The 19441-nt window shown below is 70.0% G+C and carries 18 protein-coding genes and 1 pseudogene; 5 read left to right on the top strand and 14 right to left on the bottom strand.

Translation table 11 applies throughout. The features are described from left to right. The first annotated feature begins 205 nt into the window (after nt 1–205). The gene (locus tag O0S08_RS06410; protein WP_269038122.1) at nt 206–1198 is read left to right on the top strand and encodes an SPM autocatalytic domain-containing protein; all 993 of its coding nucleotides are present in this window, start codon (nt 206–208) and stop codon (nt 1196–1198) included. Between the two features lie 18 nt (nt 1199–1216). On the opposite strand, the gene O0S08_RS06405 is transcribed toward O0S08_RS06410, so the two are convergent. From O0S08_RS06405 to O0S08_RS06390, 4 genes are read right to left on the bottom strand one after another with little or no spacing between them, the layout of a single operon-like run. After that, nucleotides 1217–2278, bottom strand: coding sequence for a TIGR04500 family putative peptide maturation system protein (locus O0S08_RS06405; RefSeq protein WP_269038121.1), 1062 nt, complete (start codon nt 2276–2278; stop codon nt 1217–1219). A gap of 17 nt (nt 2279–2295) precedes the next feature. Continuing rightward, nucleotides 2296–3399, bottom strand: coding sequence for an MvdC/MvdD family ATP grasp protein (locus O0S08_RS06400; RefSeq protein ID WP_269038120.1), 1104 nt, complete (start codon nt 3397–3399; stop codon nt 2296–2298). Nucleotides 3400–3450: 51 nt separating this feature from the next. Continuing rightward, nucleotides 3451–3603 (bottom strand): hypothetical protein, encoded by a 153-nt coding sequence (locus O0S08_RS06395; protein WP_269038119.1) that lies wholly within the window; start codon nt 3601–3603, stop codon nt 3451–3453. 46 nt (nt 3604–3649) lie between these two features. Continuing rightward, the gene (locus tag O0S08_RS06390) at nt 3650–3796 is read right to left on the bottom strand and encodes a hypothetical protein (RefSeq protein ID WP_269038118.1); all 147 of its coding nucleotides are present in this window, start codon (nt 3794–3796) and stop codon (nt 3650–3652) included. Nucleotides 3797–4224: 428 nt separating this feature from the next. On the opposite strand from O0S08_RS06390, the gene O0S08_RS06385 reads away from it, so the two are divergent. Further along, nucleotides 4225–4656, top strand: coding sequence for a hypothetical protein (locus O0S08_RS06385; RefSeq protein ID WP_269038117.1), 432 nt, complete (start codon nt 4225–4227; stop codon nt 4654–4656). Between the two features lie 175 nt (nt 4657–4831). Here O0S08_RS06385 and O0S08_RS06380 read toward each other — a convergent pair whose 3' ends face one another. From O0S08_RS06380 to O0S08_RS06370, 3 genes and pseudogenes are all read right to left on the bottom strand, one after another. Next, entirely contained in the window at nt 4832–6073 is a 1242-nt protein-coding gene (locus O0S08_RS06380; protein WP_269038116.1) for an FtsX-like permease family protein, read from the bottom strand. Nucleotides 6074–6161: 88 nt separating this feature from the next. After that, nucleotides 6162–7223 (bottom strand): annotated as a pseudogene (locus O0S08_RS51215) (ABC transporter permease); the annotation flags it as partial. A gap of 22 nt (nt 7224–7245) precedes the next feature. Continuing rightward, the gene (locus O0S08_RS06370) at nt 7246–7953 is read right to left on the bottom strand and encodes an ABC transporter ATP-binding protein (protein WP_269038114.1); all 708 of its coding nucleotides are present in this window, start codon (nt 7951–7953) and stop codon (nt 7246–7248) included. Nucleotides 7954–8286: 333 nt separating this feature from the next. On the opposite strand from O0S08_RS06370, the gene O0S08_RS06365 reads away from it, so the two are divergent. The 3 genes from O0S08_RS06365 to O0S08_RS06355 all read left to right on the top strand — a co-directional run bounded on the left by O0S08_RS06365 (nt 8287) and on the right by O0S08_RS06355 (nt 11648). Next, on the top strand, nt 8287–9156 hold the full coding sequence (locus O0S08_RS06365) for a hypothetical protein (protein ID WP_269038113.1): 870 nt from the start codon (nt 8287–8289) through the stop codon (nt 9154–9156). Between the two features lie 467 nt (nt 9157–9623). Further along, nucleotides 9624–10490: a hypothetical protein gene (locus O0S08_RS06360; RefSeq protein ID WP_269038112.1), complete on the top strand. Its 867-nt coding sequence runs from the start codon at nt 9624–9626 to the stop codon at nt 10488–10490. Nucleotides 10491–10895: 405 nt separating this feature from the next. Then, the gene (locus O0S08_RS06355; RefSeq protein ID WP_269038111.1) at nt 10896–11648 is read left to right on the top strand and encodes an SMI1/KNR4 family protein; all 753 of its coding nucleotides are present in this window, start codon (nt 10896–10898) and stop codon (nt 11646–11648) included. Between the two features lie 107 nt (nt 11649–11755). On the opposite strand, the gene O0S08_RS06350 is transcribed toward O0S08_RS06355, so the two are convergent. Genes O0S08_RS06350 through gwsG form a run of 7 tightly spaced genes read right to left on the bottom strand, consistent with a single transcriptional unit; the run spans nt 11756 to nt 19397 of the window. Beyond that, complete coding sequence (locus O0S08_RS06350; protein WP_269038110.1) at nt 11756–12649, bottom strand: efflux RND transporter periplasmic adaptor subunit; 894 nt, start codon at nt 12647–12649, stop codon at nt 11756–11758. Further along, a complete protein-coding gene (locus O0S08_RS06345) occupies nt 12646–14853 on the bottom strand; it encodes a peptidase domain-containing ABC transporter (RefSeq protein ID WP_269038109.1) in 2208 nt (735 codons plus the stop codon). Before O0S08_RS06345 ends, O0S08_RS06350 begins: the two co-directional genes overlap by 4 nt. A gap of 5 nt (nt 14854–14858) precedes the next feature. Further along, complete coding sequence (locus tag O0S08_RS06340; protein ID WP_269038108.1) at nt 14859–15830, bottom strand: efflux RND transporter periplasmic adaptor subunit; 972 nt, start codon at nt 15828–15830, stop codon at nt 14859–14861. Next, the gene (locus tag O0S08_RS06335; RefSeq protein WP_269038107.1) at nt 15827–17047 is read right to left on the bottom strand and encodes an erythromycin esterase family protein; all 1221 of its coding nucleotides are present in this window, start codon (nt 17045–17047) and stop codon (nt 15827–15829) included. Before O0S08_RS06335 ends, O0S08_RS06340 begins: the two co-directional genes overlap by 4 nt. Nucleotides 17048–17072: 25 nt before the next feature. After that, complete coding sequence (gwsS, locus tag O0S08_RS06330; protein WP_269038106.1) at nt 17073–18215, bottom strand: grasp-with-spasm system SPASM domain peptide maturase; 1143 nt, start codon at nt 18213–18215, stop codon at nt 17073–17075. Nucleotides 18216–18217: 2 nt separating this feature from the next. Then, entirely contained in the window at nt 18218–18418 is a 201-nt protein-coding gene (locus tag O0S08_RS06325; protein ID WP_269038105.1) for a hypothetical protein, read from the bottom strand. Beyond that, nucleotides 18408–19397 carry a grasp-with-spasm system ATP-grasp peptide maturase gene (gene gwsG, locus O0S08_RS06320; RefSeq protein WP_269038104.1) on the bottom strand — a complete coding sequence of 330 codons (990 nt, stop codon included), beginning with the start codon at nt 19395–19397 and terminating at the stop codon, nt 18408–18410. The genes O0S08_RS06325 and gwsG overlap by 11 nt, the downstream gene beginning before the upstream one ends. Nucleotides 19398–19441 lie beyond the last annotated feature (44 nt).

Genomic DNA, 19441 nt, shown 5'->3' with positions numbered 1-19441 from the left:
CGGTCGGATCGTCGCCCCGGAGTTCGCTCCATCACAGCACTCGTGCAACGGAGCGCCAGGGCACGTATCGACGGTCCGGTGTCACAATACCGGGTCCAGCAAGCCGCCGATCGAGACGCGCCCCGCGCGTTTTCGAGCGTCCATGCTCGGAATCGGACGCTATCAACTCGAAGATATCTCCCAAATTCGCGCTATCCTGCCGAACATGAGGATCCCCGTCCGTGCACTGGTTCTCGCCTGCTGTGCCCTTCAATGCGGAGGGCCGGAGGATGTCGAGGTCGACAGCGACACGGAAGTGGGCAGCACCACGGACGCCAGCAGCACCGCGGACGCAGCCAGCACCACCGACGCCGGCAGCACCACCGACGCCGGCGACGACGCGAGCACCGACGACGGCGGCTCCAGCACCGAAGGGCCGATGGAGGAGCTCCAGGGCGCGTGCGAGGAAGAATGGGCGAAGCACTACTGCTCGACCGACGAGGTCGCGGAGGGCGTCCAGTTCTGCGGCGTCATCGACGAAGTGATGCAGTGGGGCCCGTGCGTCCGCACCATCGCATGCTGGCCCGGCGACTGGCGCGAGTGCATCCCGTTCAAGGAGACGAGCAACCAGGAGTGCGTCCTCGACGGGGACGGCCTCCCCGAGTGGGTCGACGATTACGACACCGAGTCGTGTTTTACCCCTCTCGTGCTCCGGTTCGACGAGGCCCGGCCGGCGCTGTCGCGGGCCGGCAGCCACGCCTTCGACATCAGCGGCACGGGGGCCTGCCTGACCACCGACTGGCCGAGCGCCGCGACCCCGTGGCTGGTGCTCGACCGCGACGGCGACGGAGCGATCGCCGACGCGCGCGAGATGTTCGGCAGCGCGGTCGTCCTGCGCACCGGCGAGCGCGCCCGCGACGGCTTCGCCGCGCTCGCGGAGCACGACGGCGACGGCGACGGGCGAATCACCCCGCGCGACGCCGTGTGGCCGGACCTGCTGCTCTGGAGCGACCACGACGGCGATCGCCGATCGACTGCGTGGGAGCTCGAGCCCGTCGCCGCCCGGGGCCTCACCGCGATCGACCTCGCCTTCCGCGTCGATCCGCGCTGTGACACCCGCGGGAACTGTGAGATCGAGCAGGCCGACTTCACGTGGCTCCGCGCCGATGGTCGGCCGACCACCGGCACCGTGATCGATCTGCACCTCGCGTGTCAGTGACTTCGACGGTCGTGACACTCACGGCTGCTGACCCCAGATCCACTCGATCTTCGAGTCGGCGCGTCGCTCCGCGAGCCACGCCTCGAACAGGCGATCGCGGACCGCCCGGCGGGTCGCGGCGTCGAAGGTCGCGGGCTCGATCGCCCGGATCACGAGGACCTCGTAGCCCGCCGACGTGCCCTCCGGATCGAGCACGGCGCCGGGCGCTGCGCCGAAGATCGCCGCGGCCCGCTCCTCCGGCAGCGCGCCGCGGCGCACGCGTGCGAGCAGCGGAGGCGGCTGCTGCCACGGCAGATCGGCCCTCTGCGGGGCTCGCAGCGCCATCGCGGCCGCGTCGAGCAGATCGACCTCTCCCGCGCGGAGGCTCGCGCACAGGGACAGCGCGCGCTCGCGGCCGGGGACGACGATGCGGGCGATCACCGCCTCGTCGAACTCGGCCCGGTGCGCGGCGAAGTACGCCTCCTCTCGCCCCGCGGTCACGCTGTCCCGCAGCTTGGTCGCGCGCGCGAAGCCGTCCACCAGCTTCTCCAGGCTCTGCACCGTGGTGCCGTGCTGCTCCAACCAGCGCATCGTCGCCTCGGCGGTGAAGAGGCCGCGCCGCTTGCGGAAGCCGTCCACGGCGGTCTGCAGCTCCTCGCGCGTCGGCTCGAACGCCGCCGGATCGCGCTCCAGGACCTCCGCGACCAGTGCGGTCTCGACCAGCCGATCGGTGAGATACGGCGTGTCCCACAGGAAGTCGAGGAGCGCGACCACGTCGGCGATCGTCATGCGCTTCTCGTTGACGCGGAGCATCTCGTTCTCGCTCCAGCGGAACGCCCCGCGCAACGCCCACGGGACGCCGCGGTCGGGGCAATAGCCGATCGACACCGTGCCCTGGCCGGGCGCGCGGAGGAGCGCGTCGTAGTGGACGCCGCCGTTCATCGCCTCCTGCTCCCAGAGCACGTCCACCTGGACGCCCTGGTTGTCGCGGGCGACGGCCCGCAGGCGCCGTTCGCCCTCCTGCGGCGAGAGCCGCGCTGCGGCGAGCCGGACCATCTCGTCCAGGATCTCGATCGTCGTCTTGCTGATTTCGCTGTTCACGTCGTCCTCCTGCGCGCTCAGGCAGCCGCCCGCGCCTCGCGTTCCATGAGCAGGTCGCAGATCGCGTCGCTGATCGGCAACCCGGTGAGCATCTCGATCCACAGGTACTGGCCGTTGGGGTTGATCTCGAGGAACACGTATCGGCCGTCGGGGGTGAGCACCATGTCGATGGCACCGTAACGCAGGCCGAGCCGCCGCACGAGCTCGAGGCAGCCTCGCTGGACGTCGTCCGGCAGCGTGTGCGGGTAATGGGGGGTGTGGGTCATGTCATAACGCCGCCAGTCCACGCGCGTGCGGTTCGCCTTCTGCGAGTGGATCTCGGCCGCGAATACCCGCTCTCCGACGACGGTGATTCGCAGCTCCACGCGCTTCGGCACGTAGGCCTGGAAGATCACCGGCGCATGACGGATGGTGTCCGCATACCCGACGTCCCGCCGGGTGACGCGCTGCGTGAAGCGGGCCAGCTGCGAGTCCTTGAGCGCCTTGGTCATCGCCGTGCCGAGGAGCTTGCTCACCAGATCTCCGTTGTGCTCCCGGTAGAAGTCGAGGAACGCCTCCGGATCGCTGGTGATGAGCGTCGGCGGCAGCTCGAGCCCGAGCTCGCCCGCGAGCTTCAGCTGCAGCGCCTTGAGATCGGCGCGGCGGAGCACCGAGGTGGGCGCGGGCAGCCACCGGCACGGCAGCGAGTGCCACACGGCGTTGAGCATCGCCTCGCACTCCAGCTCCACGTAGGTCCGCCACGAGGCGTCCTGGACCGCGGGGCCCGCCTCCGGCGGCGCCGGCCGGCGCCTCCAGATCGCCTGGACGCGCTCGAGCTCGAGGGTGCGTCCCTGCGTGCGAAGGAAGTTCGAGACCCGGCCGTCCGACGAGCAACGGAACGACAGGCTCGCCCGGCTGGGATAATCGGCTTCGTCGAACCGGAGATATTCGGCGCCTCTCCGCTCGAGGCGCTCGATGACGGCGTCGGCGTGGGGATCGGTCGGCCCGGTGAGGATGATGATCATGACTTTACTTTTTAAAAGAGCCTCGGAGATGAAGGAGAGGGGGAGCGGCCTGTCGCGCCGCTCCCCCTCCCCTCGCCCGCGAGCCCGCGCGAGGCGCTCGCGGGACGCGTCGACCACGATTCGCGGGTCGCCCATGCAAGATGGGGTGCGTGGGCGAACCGCTGCGCCTCAGTTGTCGTCGGTCTCGCCGCTCGCGGAGCTCTCGATGGAGGTGTTGGGCCCGGTGTTTTGCATCCCGCCCGTGACGAGCTCGAGCTCGTTGTCGTTCAGCTCGCGCCCGTCCTCGGTCTCGGTGATGTCCTTGATCTCGATCGTCTTCATGGTAATTCCTCGTTCAGGGGTCGATTCAAAGGTTCGTCCGGCGCGATCACGCGTAATCGTCGGTGTCGCCGCCGCCCTCGTTGGTCTTGGTGGCCGGCGCCTGGCCGCCCACGACGAGCTCGAGCGCCTCGTCGCTCAGCTCGCGCCTGTCCTCGTTGTCGCGCAGATCCTCGATCTCGATCGTCTTGTTCATGACTGATTCCCTCATTCCGGGGCCTACCACGGCCGTTTGGCGCGGACGTGCCATTCGCCGGTATGTTTTTGTCTGTAGGGCGCCCCAAGCAAGAAAGGAAGCTCGGTCACCCCGCCCGGGCGCACAAGAGGATGACCGTCCGCTAACTCTGACTTGCCGCTCGCTGCATGCAACGAGGAGAGGTTGTGCCTCGGCGCCAGGCGCTTTCGAAATCACGCCGTCGCGCGTGCGCGTGCGTCGGCCGCCCGCGCTCCTGCGCGCCCCGAGCGTGTGGGTGGACGGCTCACCGCCAGCGGCCCCTGGAAGGACTGCACCGATCGCCCGCAGGGAAGTTCCCGCGAGCGCTATCCGCGTTGCGTGAGGATGCAACGCCGCGGCGACCCGATCGGCCGGGAAGACTCGAACGAGCCCGCGGCGTCCTTGCCGGCATGATGATTCGTGCCACTGCCAAGCAATCCCTCTCCGCCCTCCTGCGTCCCCTCGCGCTGGCCGTCCCGGTGCTCGCCTGTGCGGCGGCGCTGCCCGGCTGCGACGACGGTGTCGCGTCCCGGCCCGCCGACAGCGAGGCGTGGCTCATCGAGCAGATCGAGGCGGTGCGCGACCTGACGCCGGAGGAGCAGGTGCAGCACGTCTCGGCGATCGCCGATGATTTCGCGGTCGCGCGCTCGCACCTCCTGCGCCCGGGCGCGCCGCAGCTCGATCTCGCCGGCTCCGACGAGACCCCGGACTCGGAGCTGCTGCCCGCGCCGACCTGCGAATGGGACGACGGCTGCATCCAATGGGACATCAGCAACGGCTGCGTCTTCCAGCAGCTGTGCTACGCCTGCAGCGACGGCGAGTGGGGCTGCGTCATCCACTGAATTCGCCCCCCCCGACCGCTCCGTTCGTAGCGAGCTCCGGCGCCGTGGCCGACTCACCGGCGAATGGCCACACCGCAGTCGGCGGATCCATCCTCGCGGCCACGAATGCGAGAAAAGCGTCATGGCCCTCGCTACTCGTCGCGGCGGGCCGCGCGGGCATCCGCCCCGGATGCCCTCATTCGTGGCGGAGTGCCACCAATGGGTCGATGCGGGTGGCCCGGCGCGCCGGGATGAACGTCGCCAGCAGGCCGACGACCGCGAGGCCGAGCGCCACCGCGGCGTACGTCCATGGGTCGGCGGCGGCGACCTCGTCGGTCAGCAGACGCGTCATCAGGCGGGTCAACCCGAGCGCGGCGATCGTGCCGACCAGCAAGCCGACGCCGACCAGCGTCATTCCCTGACGGACCACCAGCCTCACCACCGCGCCCGGCTGGGCTCCGAGCGCCATGCGCACGCCGAGCTCGCGGGTGCGCTGGGCGACCGCGCTGGCCATCACCGCGTACAGGCCGAGCGCGGCGAGCAGCAGCGCGACCCCGGCGGACATCGTCAGCAGCTTCACCGCCAGCCGGCGCGGCTTCATCGACCGCTCCAGCCCGGCCACGAGCGGCTCCGTCCCCCACGTGGGATCTTGCGAATCCACCGAGACGATCGCCTCGCGGATCTGCGGCGACAGCGGCAGCGGGTCGCCGTCCCCGCGGACGAGCATGTGCATCGTGATCCCGAAGCCCTGCGTGTCGGGAGGGATCTGCCGGTACGAATAATACATCTGGAACGGCGTGCGGTCGGGCGCGTCGAGCCCTTCCTGACGGATGTGACCGACGACCCCGATGATCTCGACGCTCGGCTGCCCGCTCAGGCGGTCCTGCAGGCGCTTGCCGACCGGGTCCTGCCCGGGGAACAGCTCGTCGGCGAGCCGCTCGTCGATGACGACGACCACCGGCCCGCTCGCATCCTGCGGCCCGAACGTGCGCCCGGCCAGCAGCGGGATCCGGACCAGCTCGAAGAGGCCGACGTCGACGCGGTGGACCGTCGCCATCCTCGCGTTCTCCGCGGTGCGACCGACGCCGAGCGGGTAGAACGTGTCGACCGCGCTGCCGATATAGCCCGGCAGCCCCGAGCACAGCGACACCTCGACGATCCCCGGGATCGCCGCCACGCGACGCTGGGCCTCGGCCCAGTACTGATGGACTGCGGCGGCCGTCCTGTAGCGATCCGCCGACGGCGAGACGACGGACGCCACCACGTTGTCCGGATCGAACCCGGGATCGACCCGCTGGATGGCGCTCAGGCTGCGCGTCGCCAGCACCGCACCGACCGCCAGCGCCAGCGCCAGCGCGACCTCGACGATCACCAGCAGGTCGCGCGCGCGCCGGTGCCGGCTGCCGGCCGAGGCGTGATGGTCGGCGTCCTTGAGCACCTGCGCGAGCTCCTCGCGCCACGCCGAACAGGATCCCCGTGCCGAGCGCCACGATCAATGTGAAGACCAGGACGTGCCGGTCGATCTCGACCGCGCCGTTCAGCGCGAAGATGAAGTCGAAGGGCATGGAGACGCGGATCAGGTCGACGCCCCACACCGCGACCAGCAGCCCGAGCGCGCCGGCCACCAGCGCGAGCAGGACGCTCTCGACCAGCATCTGGCCGACCAACCGCGAGCGGCCGGCGCCCAGCGCGGCGCGGATACCCAGCTCGCGCCTCCGCGCCATGGCCCGCTCGAGCGTCAGGTTGGCGACGTTGGCGATCGCGATCAGCAGCACGCAGCCGACCGCGCCCAATAGCAGCAGCAGCGTCGTGCGATAGTCGCGGACCAACTCCTGCTGGAGCGGCACCACCTGCGGCCGGCTCGCGCCGACCTGCTCGGGGTAGTCGCGCTGAAACCCCTCGGCGATCGCGTCGAGGTCGGCCTGGATCTGCGCCAGGGTGGTGCCCGGCTTCATGCGGCCGACGGTGGTGCCCTCGATGCGGACCCCGCGGTCGGCGAACGAGGCCTCGTCGGCGCGGGTGCCGATCGGGATGGCCGCGTGGAACGGGAAGTGGGCCCGATGCCCGGCCGGGAGCACGCCGACGACCGTCCACTGGCGGCTGTCGAGGGTGAGCTCGCGGCCGACGATCTCCGGGTCGGCGCCGAAGCGGTGGGTCCAGAACGCGTGGCTCAGCAGCAGCGACCGCGGCCCGTGCGGCAGGTCCTCCTCGGGCAGGAACAGGCGCCCGAGCACCGGCTCGACCCCCAGCATCGCCAGGTAATCGTGCGACTGCATCTCGAGCAGCAGCTTCTCCGGGGCCGCCTCGCCGCCCGCGCCGGTCATGTTCATGACGTGGAGGCCGGTCATCCCGAGCGCCTCGAGCGTGGTGTTGCGCGCCCGGTAGTCGAGGAAGTTCTGGTACGGCACGGTCATCCGCTCGAGCTCGGGCCGGCTCTCGTGGACGAGGACCAGCTCGTCCGGGTCGGCGTACGGCAGCGGCCGCAGCAGCAGCAGGTTGACCGCGCTGAAGATCGCCGTGTTGGCGCCGATCGCGAACGCCAGCACGAGGACCGACACGAGCGAGTAGCCCGGGCTCTTGCTCAGCATCCGCAGGGCGAACCGGACGTCTCTAAGCAGGCCGCGCATGGCCGCTCTCCTCGACGACACGGCCGTCGAACAGGTGGATGGTCCGCTCTGCCTGGCGGGCGTACTCGGGGTTGTGGGTGACCATCACGATGGTCGTGCCGGACCGGTGGAGCTCGTGCAGCAGGCCCATCACCGCGTCGCCGTTGCTCGAGTCGAGGTTGCCGGTCGGCTCGTCCGCGAGCAGCAGGAGCGGCTCGCCGGCGACCGCACGGGCGACTGCGACGCGCTGCTGCTGGCCGCCCGACAGCTGCGCCGGCAGGTGGCGCGCACGGTGAGACATGCCGACCCGCTCGAGCGCGGCCTCGACCCGCCGGCGTCGCTCGGCCGCCGGCATCGCGCGGTAGGTCAGCGGCAGCTCGATGTTCTCGGCGACGGTCAAGTCGCCGATCAGGTTGAAGCTCTGGAACACGAAGCCGATCCGCTCGTTGCGCACGCGGGCGCGCTGCGGCGCCGACAGGCTCGACACCTGTCGACCGTCGAGCGAGTAGGTGCCCGCCGTCGGCGTGTCGAGCAGCCCGATCAGCGACAGCAGCGTGGTCTTGCCGGAGCCCGACGGCCCGGCGATGCACACGTACTGCCCGCGCGGGATCTCGCAGTGCACGTCGGCGACCGCGTGTGTCTCGACCTCGTCGGTGTAAAACACCTTCTTGAGGCCCTCGAGGCGGATGATCGGCGTCTCCGATGCTTGCATGTCAGGTCGCTCCCGTCGTCGTTCGCGCTCGATCTGGGCCTCGGCCCCTCTGCTGCAGTGCCGCGGCGGCGCCGAACCCTACGGGCCGGACCAAACTTTTTCGGGGCCGACCGTGGTTCACCGGCGGTCGTGGTGTTCGGGCGCTCGAACGCGACCATGGGCGCCTCTCGCGAAGGGGAGCGGTGGCACAGTCGGAGCTCGCTCTCTCGGGAGCCCGGCGCCTCGCCCAGCGGGCCATGTCGTCGCCATTGCGAGTATTCCCGGGCGGCGGCGTGAGTGCGCGGAGCATCGCGGCGCGTGGCACGCTCGACCGCCGCCGCGTATCTTGCCCCAATGTCGCGTCGCACCGTTGCAGCGGCCACGATCGTCGCACTCGCGCTCACCGGAGCGCCGGTCCGGGTATGGGGGCAGGAGCCACCGCTCGTCGAGGGGCCACCCCCGCCCCCGACCACGCCCAGCCTGAGCGCGGACGACACCGTGACCTTGCGCGACGGCACCGTGCTGCACGGGAAGATCGTCGAGTTCCGCCCCGAGCGAGGCGTGACCATCACCCTCACCGGGGGCACGCGCACGATCGCCTGGCAGGACGTCGTGTCGACGAGCTTCTCCGGCGCGCCGGCGAAGGCGGCCGAAACCCGGGCGCGAGCGGACCCGGAACCGGGGCCTGCGAGCGGCACCCACGAGGTCGTCCTCGACGTCAAGGACGAGCTGCCGCCGGGACCGAGCCGGCCGCGGATCTTCATCGAGTCGACCGGGCGGCCGGGTCGGGTACTCCTGCTCGAGGCCACCGTACCGATCGGTGACGGGTTGGCGCGGATGAGCCGCAAGGGCGGCGACGGGACCTCGTGGTCGGTATGTCGAGCCCCGTGCGGGCGGGTGATCGACGGCAGCGCCGGGAATGCTTTCTACTTCGGCGGCGACCGGATGACGCCGTCGCGAGACTTCTTTTTAAAAGACCTCGAGGGCGAGTACGTCGCCCGCGTGCGGCCGGGTCGCCCGGGCCTTTTGTATTCAGGCCTGTTCGTGACGATGTTCGGCACGGTGGGCACGGTGGCGGGCACGATGTTCCTCGGGCACGAGAAGGCCGACGGCAAACATACGGTCGGCGGCACGTTCCTCGGCGTCGGCCTGGCGCTGCTGGCCGCCGGCGTGACGATGCTCGTCCACGGCACCACGCGCTATCGGCTGTACCGCCGCCGCTGAGGCCTCACGAGGCCGTGGGCGCCTCGTATGCTCGCACGGCAGTCGCGTTGAAAATGCGACGAGCGCGATCCAGCAACGGGCGGTCATGATGTCGTTCGACGTCGCCGGCACGCTCCTCTCGGAAGCGAACCGGGCTGTTCAGCTCTGTGGCCCGCGACCCATCGCGGCGCATCCGTGCGCGCTCGAGGTCGTCTGATTCTATTCCCGCGCTTCACGACACCTGCCTCGCTCGCACGGCGCTCGCCCGTTCGTCGCACCCGACGGCGATCGACGAATGCGGCGACGCGCGCGGCCGCGGCCGGCCTCCTCGCGCACTGCGAGCGAGCGGTGGCACAATCGGTGCCGGTCCGTCGTCCGTCGCCCAGGGCCACGTCGACGCCACTGCACGTATTCCCGGGCGTCGATGTGAGCGGGCGGAGCGTCGCGGTGCGTGGCACGATCGCGGGCCACCACGTATCTTGCCACCGATGTCGCGTCGCACCGTTGCAGCGGCCACGATCGTCGCACTCGCGCTCACCGGGGCGCCGGCCCGGGCTTGGGGGCAGGCCCCACCGCTCGTCGAGGGGCCGGCCCCGCGCCCGGCCACGCCCAGCCCGACCGCAGACGACACGGTGACCTTGCGCGACGGCACCGTGCTGCACGGGAAGATCGTCGAGCTCCGCCCCGAACGAGGAGTGACCATCACCCTCGCCGAGGGCACGCGCACGCTCGCCTGGAAGGAAGTCGTGTCGACGAACTTCGCCGGCGCGACGGCGACCGCGACCGAAGCACAGGCGCGAGCGACCGCGGGACCGATGCCTGCGAGCAGCACCCACGAGGTCGTCCTCGAGGTCAAGGACGAGGTGCCGGGGCCGAGCCGGCCGCGGATCTTCATCGAGTCGACCAGGCGTCGGGGTCAGGTCCACCTGCTCGAGGCCTCCGTCCCGCTCGGTGGGGGGTTGGGGCGGATGGGCCGCAAAGATGACGGCGGGACTTCGCGGTCGGTATGTCGAGCCCCGTGCGGGCGGGTGATCGACGGCAGCGCCGGGAATGCGTTCTACTTCGGCGGCGACCGGGTGACGCCGTCGCGCGACTTCTCTTTGAAAGGCCTCGAGGGCGAGTACGTCGCCCGCGTGCGGCCGGGTCGCCCGGGCTTTTTTTATGCAGGCTTCGGCCTTACGGTGCTCGGCGCCCTGGGCACGGTGGAGGGCGCGTTGTCCTTCGGCGAGAAGAACTTCGGCGACGATCGGACGGTCAGCGGCGCGCTCCTCGGCGCCGGCCTGGCGCTGCTGGCCGCCGGCGTGACGATGATCGTCCACGGCACCACGCGCTATCGGCTGTACCGCCGCCGCTGATGCGTCCCGCGCCGCGGGCGGCGCCGAATGCTCGCACCGCAGTCGCTCTCAAAATAAGAGGAGGGCGGAGCATACAGCTTTGTCCGGAGACACCGCCCATACGCCGACCGCGAGGTCGAGCCGCTTCACGAGCACGAGAACGAGAAGGCTGGCGCACGGGCGATGACCAGGGATGAGATCGAGCAAGTCGCCCACGCGCCGGGAGCTCGAAGCTCAAGTTGTCCGCTGTGTCGGCCGCCCCATCGCGGGCCGTGCTTGACGGCCATGCTCCGACAGGTAAGATACCCTCCGTATGCTCTCGGTTCTCGCAAATGGGGGGCCCGATCATTCACTCCGGGAACGTCCCCTGTTGCATCTTGTGCCGGCAGATCCTATATCTGACCAACTACTTCGACAGGACGTGCAATGAACGCGAGATGGGACGACATCCGCGCCTTCATCTCGCGGCGTAGCCCCGAGCGCGCCCGTGCGTTCGTGGGAGTGCCGCGCGAAGAGATCGCGCAATTCGAGGCTCGATACGCCATCGCCCTGCCCGCCCTGTACCGCGACTTCCTGGCGACGATGGGCAAGGATCATGGGGATTTTTACCCGTTGGGCGATCATTACGCGTGCGACCTCGATACGCTCGTCGAACAACTCCCTGGCTCGAATTACCCGCACGATCAGTACCACAAGATCGGCCATGAGGCCGATCCGGAGGCGATCGCCGAGTACGATCTTTTTCTGGATCTCCGCCGCAGCGACGGCTCCGACGCGCCGCTGGTTCGGTTCGAAGACGACGAATGGTTCAATCTGGAGGCTGTGAAGGAGGTCGGGTTCACCCTCGCCGATCAACTCGTGAGGAGCGCCTTCGCACCCTTCGAGTTGCGACGCCGCAGAAAGGTCAGGGAGGTCTCGATCTTCTTCGAGTCCGCTGAGGAGTTGGGTCCCGCCATGCGTCAGATCGCCGCTCAAATGCACGCGCTCGGCCTCGTGGACGTCATGCCTGGTACGCAGAAGGTCGCATGCCTCGGTGACGACACCGTGAGCCTCTCGATCCAGGAGTACACCCAACTGTCGATCCTGTACGTCAGCATTGGAGCGATGGCGGCGAAGAGCGCCAACAGGATCGCCGAGGGCCTGCTCGACCAATTCTCTCATGCGTCGGTGAAGGGCTAATCTACGCGTTCACCTCGCCGGACCCCTACCGAGCACCCGTTGACCCTCGCCCAGGCGTGCCGCTGCCGGCGCGATACAACGACGCCCGCAACCTCGTGCCCGCGCCCTCATTTTTCGACGAAGTCCACCTCGCCCACGGCCCCGACGCGCAACGCCGCGAGCGACTCGTCCTCCAGCCGCGCCTCGGCGAACACCAGCCGTGTTCCTGCATCGATCTCCGGCGCGATCGCGGTGACCTCGCCCATCGCCTTCAGGCCTTCGTCGACGAATTTTACGCGCACCGCGGCCCCCAGCCGCAGCGCCTCGCTGCGCTCCTCGGGCACTGCGAATCGCACGACCCGCGCGTCCGAGATGAGCTGCACCACCGGCTTGCCGAGCTCGAGCGTCGCGCCCGCGTCGACGTAGCGCCGCGAGATCGCCCCTGCGAACGGGGCGCGCAGCTGGGCCTCGACGATCTTCGCCGTCGCGTCCTCCACCGTGCTGCGCTGCTGCCGGAGCGAGGCGCTGGCGCTGCGTTTGCGGGCCGCGGCGAGCCGCTCGGCGTAGCGGTGCTCGCGGAGCTCGGCCCCCGAGACGACGCCTTCCAGCTGCTCGGTGTCGGAGCGCGTCTCTCTGGCCTTTTGCAGCTCGAGCTCGAGCCGCTCGAGCTCGGCCTTGCTCGCCTCCCAGGACGCCGTGGCCGCGGCGAGCTCGTGACGCTCCTCGCGGACATCCAGCGCGGCGATCACCTCGCCCTCGCGGACATGGTCGCCGACCTGCACGTCCAGTCGCTCGAGCCGGGCGAACTCCGGGGCCGTCAGCACGACCTCGGCCTCGGGCACGAGCACGCCGACCATGGCCTCGGCCGAAACAGCGGCGGATGCGGGCGCCTCGTCCGTGCGCACGTCGACGCGCCGGGGCTCGGTCACCTCGGGGGCCTCGCCAGGATCGCACGCGACGAACGCCGCGAGCGCGAACCCCCACGCGAGCCGCCGTGCAGCTCGCAAACCATCGCGCTTCATGACTCCTCCCTCTCGTACAGCCGGCGGTACACGTCGCCGTGGGACAGCAGGTGGCGGTGGGTCCCCGACTCGACGATGCGTCCGCCGTCCATGACCAGGATCAGGTCCGCATCGACCACGGTGGACAGCCGGTGCGCGATGACGACGCGGGTGCAGCGGAGCGAGGCCAGCGAGCGCTGGATGGCGGCCTCGGTCACGGTGTCGAGGTTGCTGGTGGCCTCGTCGAGCAACAACATCGCCGGCTTGCCGACCAGCGCCCGGGCGAGCACCAGCCGCTGCCGCTGCCCGCCCGACAGCGAGGCCCCGCGGTCGGCGAGGATCGTGTCGTAGCCCATCGGCAGGGCGGCGATCTCGTCGTGGATCGCCGCCCGCTTGGCCGCGTCGATCACCTCGTCCAGGCTGATCTCGGGGCGCCCGAGGGCGATGTTCTCCCGCACCGACACGCCGAACAGATCGCCGCGCTGGGTCACCACTCCGAGCTGCTCGCGGACGCTGCGCAGATCGAGGCTGGCGATGTCGAGGCCGTCGTAGAGCACCCGGCCGCCCTGCGGCGAATACAGGCCGACCAGCAGCTTGGCCAGAGTGGACTTGCCCGCCCCCGACGCCCCGACCACGGCCACGAACTGGCCCGGCTCGACCCGCACCGAGACCTCGCGGACCGCGGGCGGGACTGACTCCGAATAGCGGAAGGTGACCGACTCGGCGTGGATCCGCCCCGACAGCCGCGGCGCCCGCTTGACCCGCGTCGCGTCCTGCTCGGGCTCGGTCTGCATCACGTCCTCGATGCGCTCGAGGTAGCTGCCGAGCACCTGGAACTTGAGGGCGACGCCGACCAGAGTGCTCATCGGCCGCAGGAACCCGGAGCCGAGAGCCGACAGGCCGAGCATGGCGCCGAGGCCGAGGTCGCCGTCGAGCACCAGCTTGGTGCCCACGCCGAGGATCGCCAGCGGCGCGGCCATGCTGAACGCGTCGAGCAGCGACGAGAGCATGGCGTCGAGGCGACCGCGGCGCAGCGACACGTTGAGCGAGTCGACGAACAGGTTGGACCAGCGATCCACCGCGCGGTACTCGGCCCCCATGCTCTTGAGGGTCTCGATGCCGGTCAGCATCTCGACCTCGTAGCTCGACGTCTTGGCCTGCACCGCGAGGCCCTCGGTCATCAGCTCGCGCTGGATCCGCCGCGTCGCCCAGTACAGCGACAGCTGCAACGAGGCGAGCAGCAGCACCACCGCGCCCATCAGGGGGCTGATCCAGAAGATGAGCACCAGGTACACGCTGACCAGGGTGCCGTCGAGCAGGGCGGACATGGCCCCGGACGTGAGGATCTCGCGGACCGTGGCGTTGCTGCCCAATCGCATGAGGAGGTCGCCGGCGGACCGCTTCTGGAAGAACGAGTACGGCAGGTCGATCAGGTGGTCGAGGAAGCCGATCGTCATGTTGGCGTCGAGCAGCGTGCGCAGCTGCACCAGCAGGTTGGCGCGCACCAGCGAGCTGACGAAGGTGAACGCCACCATCATGACGAGGCCGGCGACGAGCACCATCAGCAGGTCGGTGTCGCGGCGCGGGATGATGCGGTCGACCAGCAGGGTGGTCATCAGCGGCAGCGCCAGCGCGAGCATCTGCACGAGCACCGACATCAGCAGCGAGCGGCTCCACAGCGCCGGGTAGGCCAGCAGCTGGCCGAAGTAGCGGCGCAGCAGCGGCGCCCGGCGATCGCTGGGCTCGAACGCCTCGCCGGGCTCGAGCAGCAGCGCGACCCCGGTGAACGCCTCCTCGAACTCGGCCCGCGGCACCCGACGGCGGCCGTGCGCGGGGTCGAGGATGAAGAGGCCGCGGCGATCGGCCCGGTCGAACACCACGAAGTGGTTGAACTCCCAGTGGAGGATCGCGCCGGCCGGCAGCATGTCGAGCTCGTCGAGGTCGTCGACCCGCACGCCGCGGCCGCGCAGGCCATAGCTGCGAGCGGCCCGCAGGATGCCGAGCGCGCTGACCCCATGGTGGTCGACCCCCATCGCGTCGCGCAGCTCGTCGAGCGGGTGGGTGCGGCCGTGGTAGCGCAGCACCATGCTCAGGCAGGCCGCCCCGCAGTCGGTCGCGGTCATCTGCTGCACGTGCTCCAGCTGGCGCGAGGCCTTGATCGCGCCCAGACGCTGCAGGGCGGGGAAGCGCCGCGAGAGCGCACGGTCTTGCTCGGTGTGGCTCATGGCATTCACAGGTGTTTGAGGGCCGGGACGAGGGCCTCCAGCAGGGTCGCGGAGCGGAGCCTGGCCTCGAGCACGCCCTGCATGCCGTCGTACACGCGATATTCGGTGTCGTCGGCGACGAAGGTGTCCGAGGGGAGCTCGGTCTCCACGACCACCACGGGGCCCGCGAGCTCGAGCGCGCCCTGGCGGTCGCGCCCGAGGTAGCGCATCGCCTCGGCGGGGCCGACCACCTCGTCGGCCACGGAGCGCACCGAGACCTCGTGGCGGCCGTCCGGGAAGCCCTCGAGCTCGAGGAACAGGCGGCTCTCGGCCGCGCTCAGCAGCGGCCGGTAGTGCCCGGGGAACAGGCCGATCACCACAGTGCGCGCGGTGTCCTGCTCGACTGCGATCACCGCGTCGCCCGGAGCCACCGGCTGACCCGGCCGCACGCGCACGTCGGAGACCAGCCCCGGCTGCGAGGCGACGATCTGCCGCTCGCGCACGCGCGCCTGGGCCAGCTGCAGCTGCGCCCTCAGGGTCGCCAGGCGCTCGCGCTTGGCGTCGTCGGCGGGGGTGCGCAGCAGCTCCACCAATCGCTGGCGATACTCCTGCTCCACGCGCGAGAGCTCGGCGCGCGGGGCCGCGTCGTCGAGCTGCACCAGCACCTGACCGGCCGCCACCCGCTGGCCGGTCCGCACCTCGATGCTCTGCACAGTGCCGGGGACGTCCGAGGTCACCGCCACGCGACCCTCCCGGCGCACCACCGCGAGGCCCTCCGCGTATTCGCCGACCCGCGCGGTCACTGCGAACACCACGCTCGCGGCCATCAACAACAGCGTCACGCCCACCGCCCAGCGCGTCCAGGTGGCGACGATGTGCAGCGGGCGGCCCGGACCGGCGCCGCGGCGGTGCGCGAGGACGGCCTCCTCGCGGAAGATCGCCCGCCGGGCGGGCCCGTGCGCGTTCGCGGGCGAATCGGCGGCGCTCGGCTCGCTCATCGGCTCCCCGCTTTCGCCGCCGGCGCCACGTCGTGGTGCGCCGGCGTCTCGCGGCGCAGGACGACGAGGCCGTCGAGGACCTCGTGCCACGCGGCGCGGTGGAACTCGTGACCCATGGGGCGAGCGTCGACGGAGCCCAGCGCGCGCAGCTGCTCGGCGTCGAGGTAGCGGAGCGGCTGCTCCGCGGCCAGGACCCGGCCCTCGAGCGACTCGGGCGGCGCGATCGAGAGCTCACGAATGGGGCGACCCCGGCGCCGGCTGGCGCCGGACCAGGCGGAGAAGCCGATCGCCGCGGCGCGCTCGCCGTATTGCTGGTGGATGTATCGCCCAAGCGGCGAGAACCCGCGGTACGCCTCGACCTCGTCGAGGCCCTTGGCCGCATGAATCGTCGCACACCACACGATGGCCTTGCCCCGATCTCCCGACCGCTGCCTCTGCCACTGGAAGTTGTCGAACATCGACCGGTCCCGGGTGTTGAAGATCGCCTGCCTCTCGGCGACGAAGTCGCGCGCCACCCAGCGCGAGAGGTTGCGCGCCATGGCGAGGTCCTCGGACGTCTTTGGCGACGGCGCCTCCTTCGCGACCGCAGCCTGGATCTCTTCCAGGCACGATTGCAGCGTCGCCTGGCTCTCGGCCGAATGCGGGTGAGCCTCGTCATACGTCCACTGGACGTGCCGCGCGATCCGGGCCCCGCACTCGTCCCTGCGCGCTCCCGGGAGATGGGCCGCGAGCGCTGCGGGCAATTCCTGTTGTGCGTAAAAGGCCGTCGAATGGATCTGGTCGTCGAGGCCCATCACTTCCAACCTGTCCGCGGCCGCGGCCTCGTGGACGTAGGCGATGAACGGCTGCGTCTCGCGGGCCTCCGCCCAGACCGCCCCGATCGCGCTGGCCACGTCCTGGGAGGTCGCGGTGCCCGCGGCGTGGGCCCGGTCCAGCGCGAGGAAGTCGTACAGGCCGCTCTCGATATACAGAGAGTCGAAGCCGCACGAATCCACCAGCGCGCGGACGACCTCGGTCTTGATCTCCCAGGTGCGACCGTCTCCGTGCTCGCTCTCGCCGAGCAGGACGACCTCTTTGTCGCACAGATCGGCGACCAGGCGCCCCAGCTCCCGCTTCACCTCGCGCGTCTCCTCGCTCTGGCCCGCGGGGGCCGAGACGTGGCCGAGCCCCGGCGCGCAAGCGGCGAGGGCCAGGAGGGTGATGGGTGGGAGCTTCATCGTCGTTTTGCCTCGGAGCGATCGACTACTGCAAGATCGGCAGGTGCACGCGCGCCTGATAGCGCGTCAGGGTGGCCGCGGCGTTCGGCCGGGCCCGCCAGTCGGTCCAGGAATCGGTATAGGGGTCGTAGCCGCACTTGAGCGGCTTGCTGTCCCCGGCGTCGGGATCTTCGAGCAGCGCGCGGCAGCCGGTGCACGCGTAGCGGTACGGACAATCGCGGCAGACCTGGATCTCGTCGTTCCTCGCCCGCCAGACCCGGCGAAAGTCCTCGCGCGAGACCACGTCCGCGAGCGAGACGGCCCGGTGGTCGCCGAACGACCCGCGCATCGTCGGGCAGTTGCGGACCTCGCCGCCCTCGTCGATCGAGAGCTTGCGATTCAGGCAGCCGTTGAAGTGGTGCAGCTCGTTGAAGGTCTGCGTGCTCGGCGGGAGGAGCTGCCGCCTGGCGATGTGGCCGCAGTCGAGGTGGGACTCGAGCGGCTTGACTGTCAGCTGGATCTCCATGGTCACCAGCCCCGCCGCGGCTCCGCGCGCGCCGTAGTCGACCACCAGCTGGCGGTCGCCGTCGGCCGAGTGGACGACGAGGCTGGCGATGATGCGGTTGGCGCTCACGACCGCCACGTAGTCGTCGTCGCGGACGGCGGGATCGTGGGCCAGGACCGCCTCCAGGGTCTGGATCGACGAATCGCGGCACAGGCGAGCGAGCTCGGCGAGCTCGGTCAAGCCGAAGAGCTTCGAATAGCCCCGCACCTGGAGGTGTTGGCAGCCGAGGGCGTCGAGCTCCGCGATGATCTTGCGGTAGTCGTGGTGCCTCTCACGAACATCGACGATGGCGTTGTGGATCTTGCAAGGCGCGTCCCACGACTGCGAGATCTCCGGGAACGACGCCGCGTCGTCGACGACCGCGACGTACTCGTGCTCCATCAGAAAATCCAGGAACTCGACGAAGTCGTCGCGCTCTTCGGGGGCCAGGGCGTCGACGATCTCCCGCAGGCGTCGCGCCCGGAACAGCTCGAAGAAGGGGAAGTACGCCGACGGGAAGGTCGAGATCAGCCCGCGGGTCAGATCGTAGACCGCCGACGCCGCGTACCCCTCGACCGGGACGCAGTCGGGGTTGAGGAACACGTACCTGTCTAGACAATCCCGCAGCAAGCTCTTGGCGTCCATGATCACAGCTCCAGCTTCGAGATCGGCTTGCCCGCGCGGCGGACGTGGATCACGGAGTGACGGTACTTCGGCAGCTCGAGCGTCACCCGCTTCGTCGTCTCGTCGTCGATGATCGCGTCGCTGGTGAAGATCCGGGCGTACCCGAGCGGCCGCCCCCCCTGCTTGAGGGCGGCCATGGCGGTCTTTTCAAGGTCAGCGCTCATTTGCGATCAGCCTCTCTGCGATCATTCGCTCGATCGCCATGTTGCACTTCTCGGACAGCGGGCCGAACTGCCCGACCGGGTTCACCTCGAGCAGGTAGTACTCCCCGCGCCTGTCCACGATCATGTCGAACGAGCCGGTGTTCAGGTCGAGCCGGCGCGCGAGGAGCGACAGCTTGTGCTCGATCTCCTGGGGCAGGCGGAACGGGATCACCCGATTCGGCCGCTCGTTGTTGTACTTGCGGTAGTCGACCTTGGTCTTCTCGTCGTTCTGCGAGAAGATCGCGCCCGCACGGAACTGGTCGTCGAGGAAGAAGATCCGCAGCTCGAAGGCCTTTTCGACGTATTGCTGATAGAACGACGGGGCCAGGCGCGTGCCCACGTCTTCGAGGCTCTGCGGGCCGAGCGCCTCGGTATATGTAAAATACCCGGTCTTGCTCTCGGTCGTGTCGAACAGGTAAAGGCCGTCGGACATCGCCTTGGTCACGTGGCCGCGGTCCGACTCCGCCAGGCTCTGGGCGTGGCTGCGCAGGTTCGAGACGCTGAACGGCGGGATGCTCAGGCCGAGCTCGCGCGCGTGCTCGAGGACCACCAGCTTGTTGGGGGTCGAGCCGTGGGCGCTCCCCAGCACGGCGCAGCGCTTGCGCAGCACGTAATGAAAGTGGTCGCGCAGGGTGCGATTCTCGCGCTCGAGCATCTGGCTCAGGTGCCGCGTCAGCGCCGGGCGCCCCTGCGCGGTGATGGCCGGGAACAGGCCCTTGAACCAGAAGCCGCCCTTGCGGAGCCACGCGCTGGACACCTCCGCGAGCCGGAATTCGTCGTCGTTCACCCGGACGAGGAAGTCGTCGTCCGCGAACGTCAGCTCGACGTGGTACTCCTCGTCCGCGTTGATCCGCACGACCCTCGCGGGGCTCAAGTGGTGGATCCACCGCATCACGTCGAGGGTCGAGGGATCCCCGGATTTGCTGAAGACCAAGATCATGGGTGGCCTCGCTCGGTTCGCGCGCAGATCGTCGCCCCAGCGGC

It is taken from the genome of Nannocystis punicea (genome assembly GCF_026965555.1).
In the GTDB taxonomy this organism is placed as follows: domain Bacteria; phylum Myxococcota_A; class Polyangia; order Nannocystales; family Nannocystaceae; genus Nannocystis; species Nannocystis punicea.
Note: the sequence above shows the minus strand (reverse complement) of the source record. Positions and strands in the feature narration are given on the sequence as shown.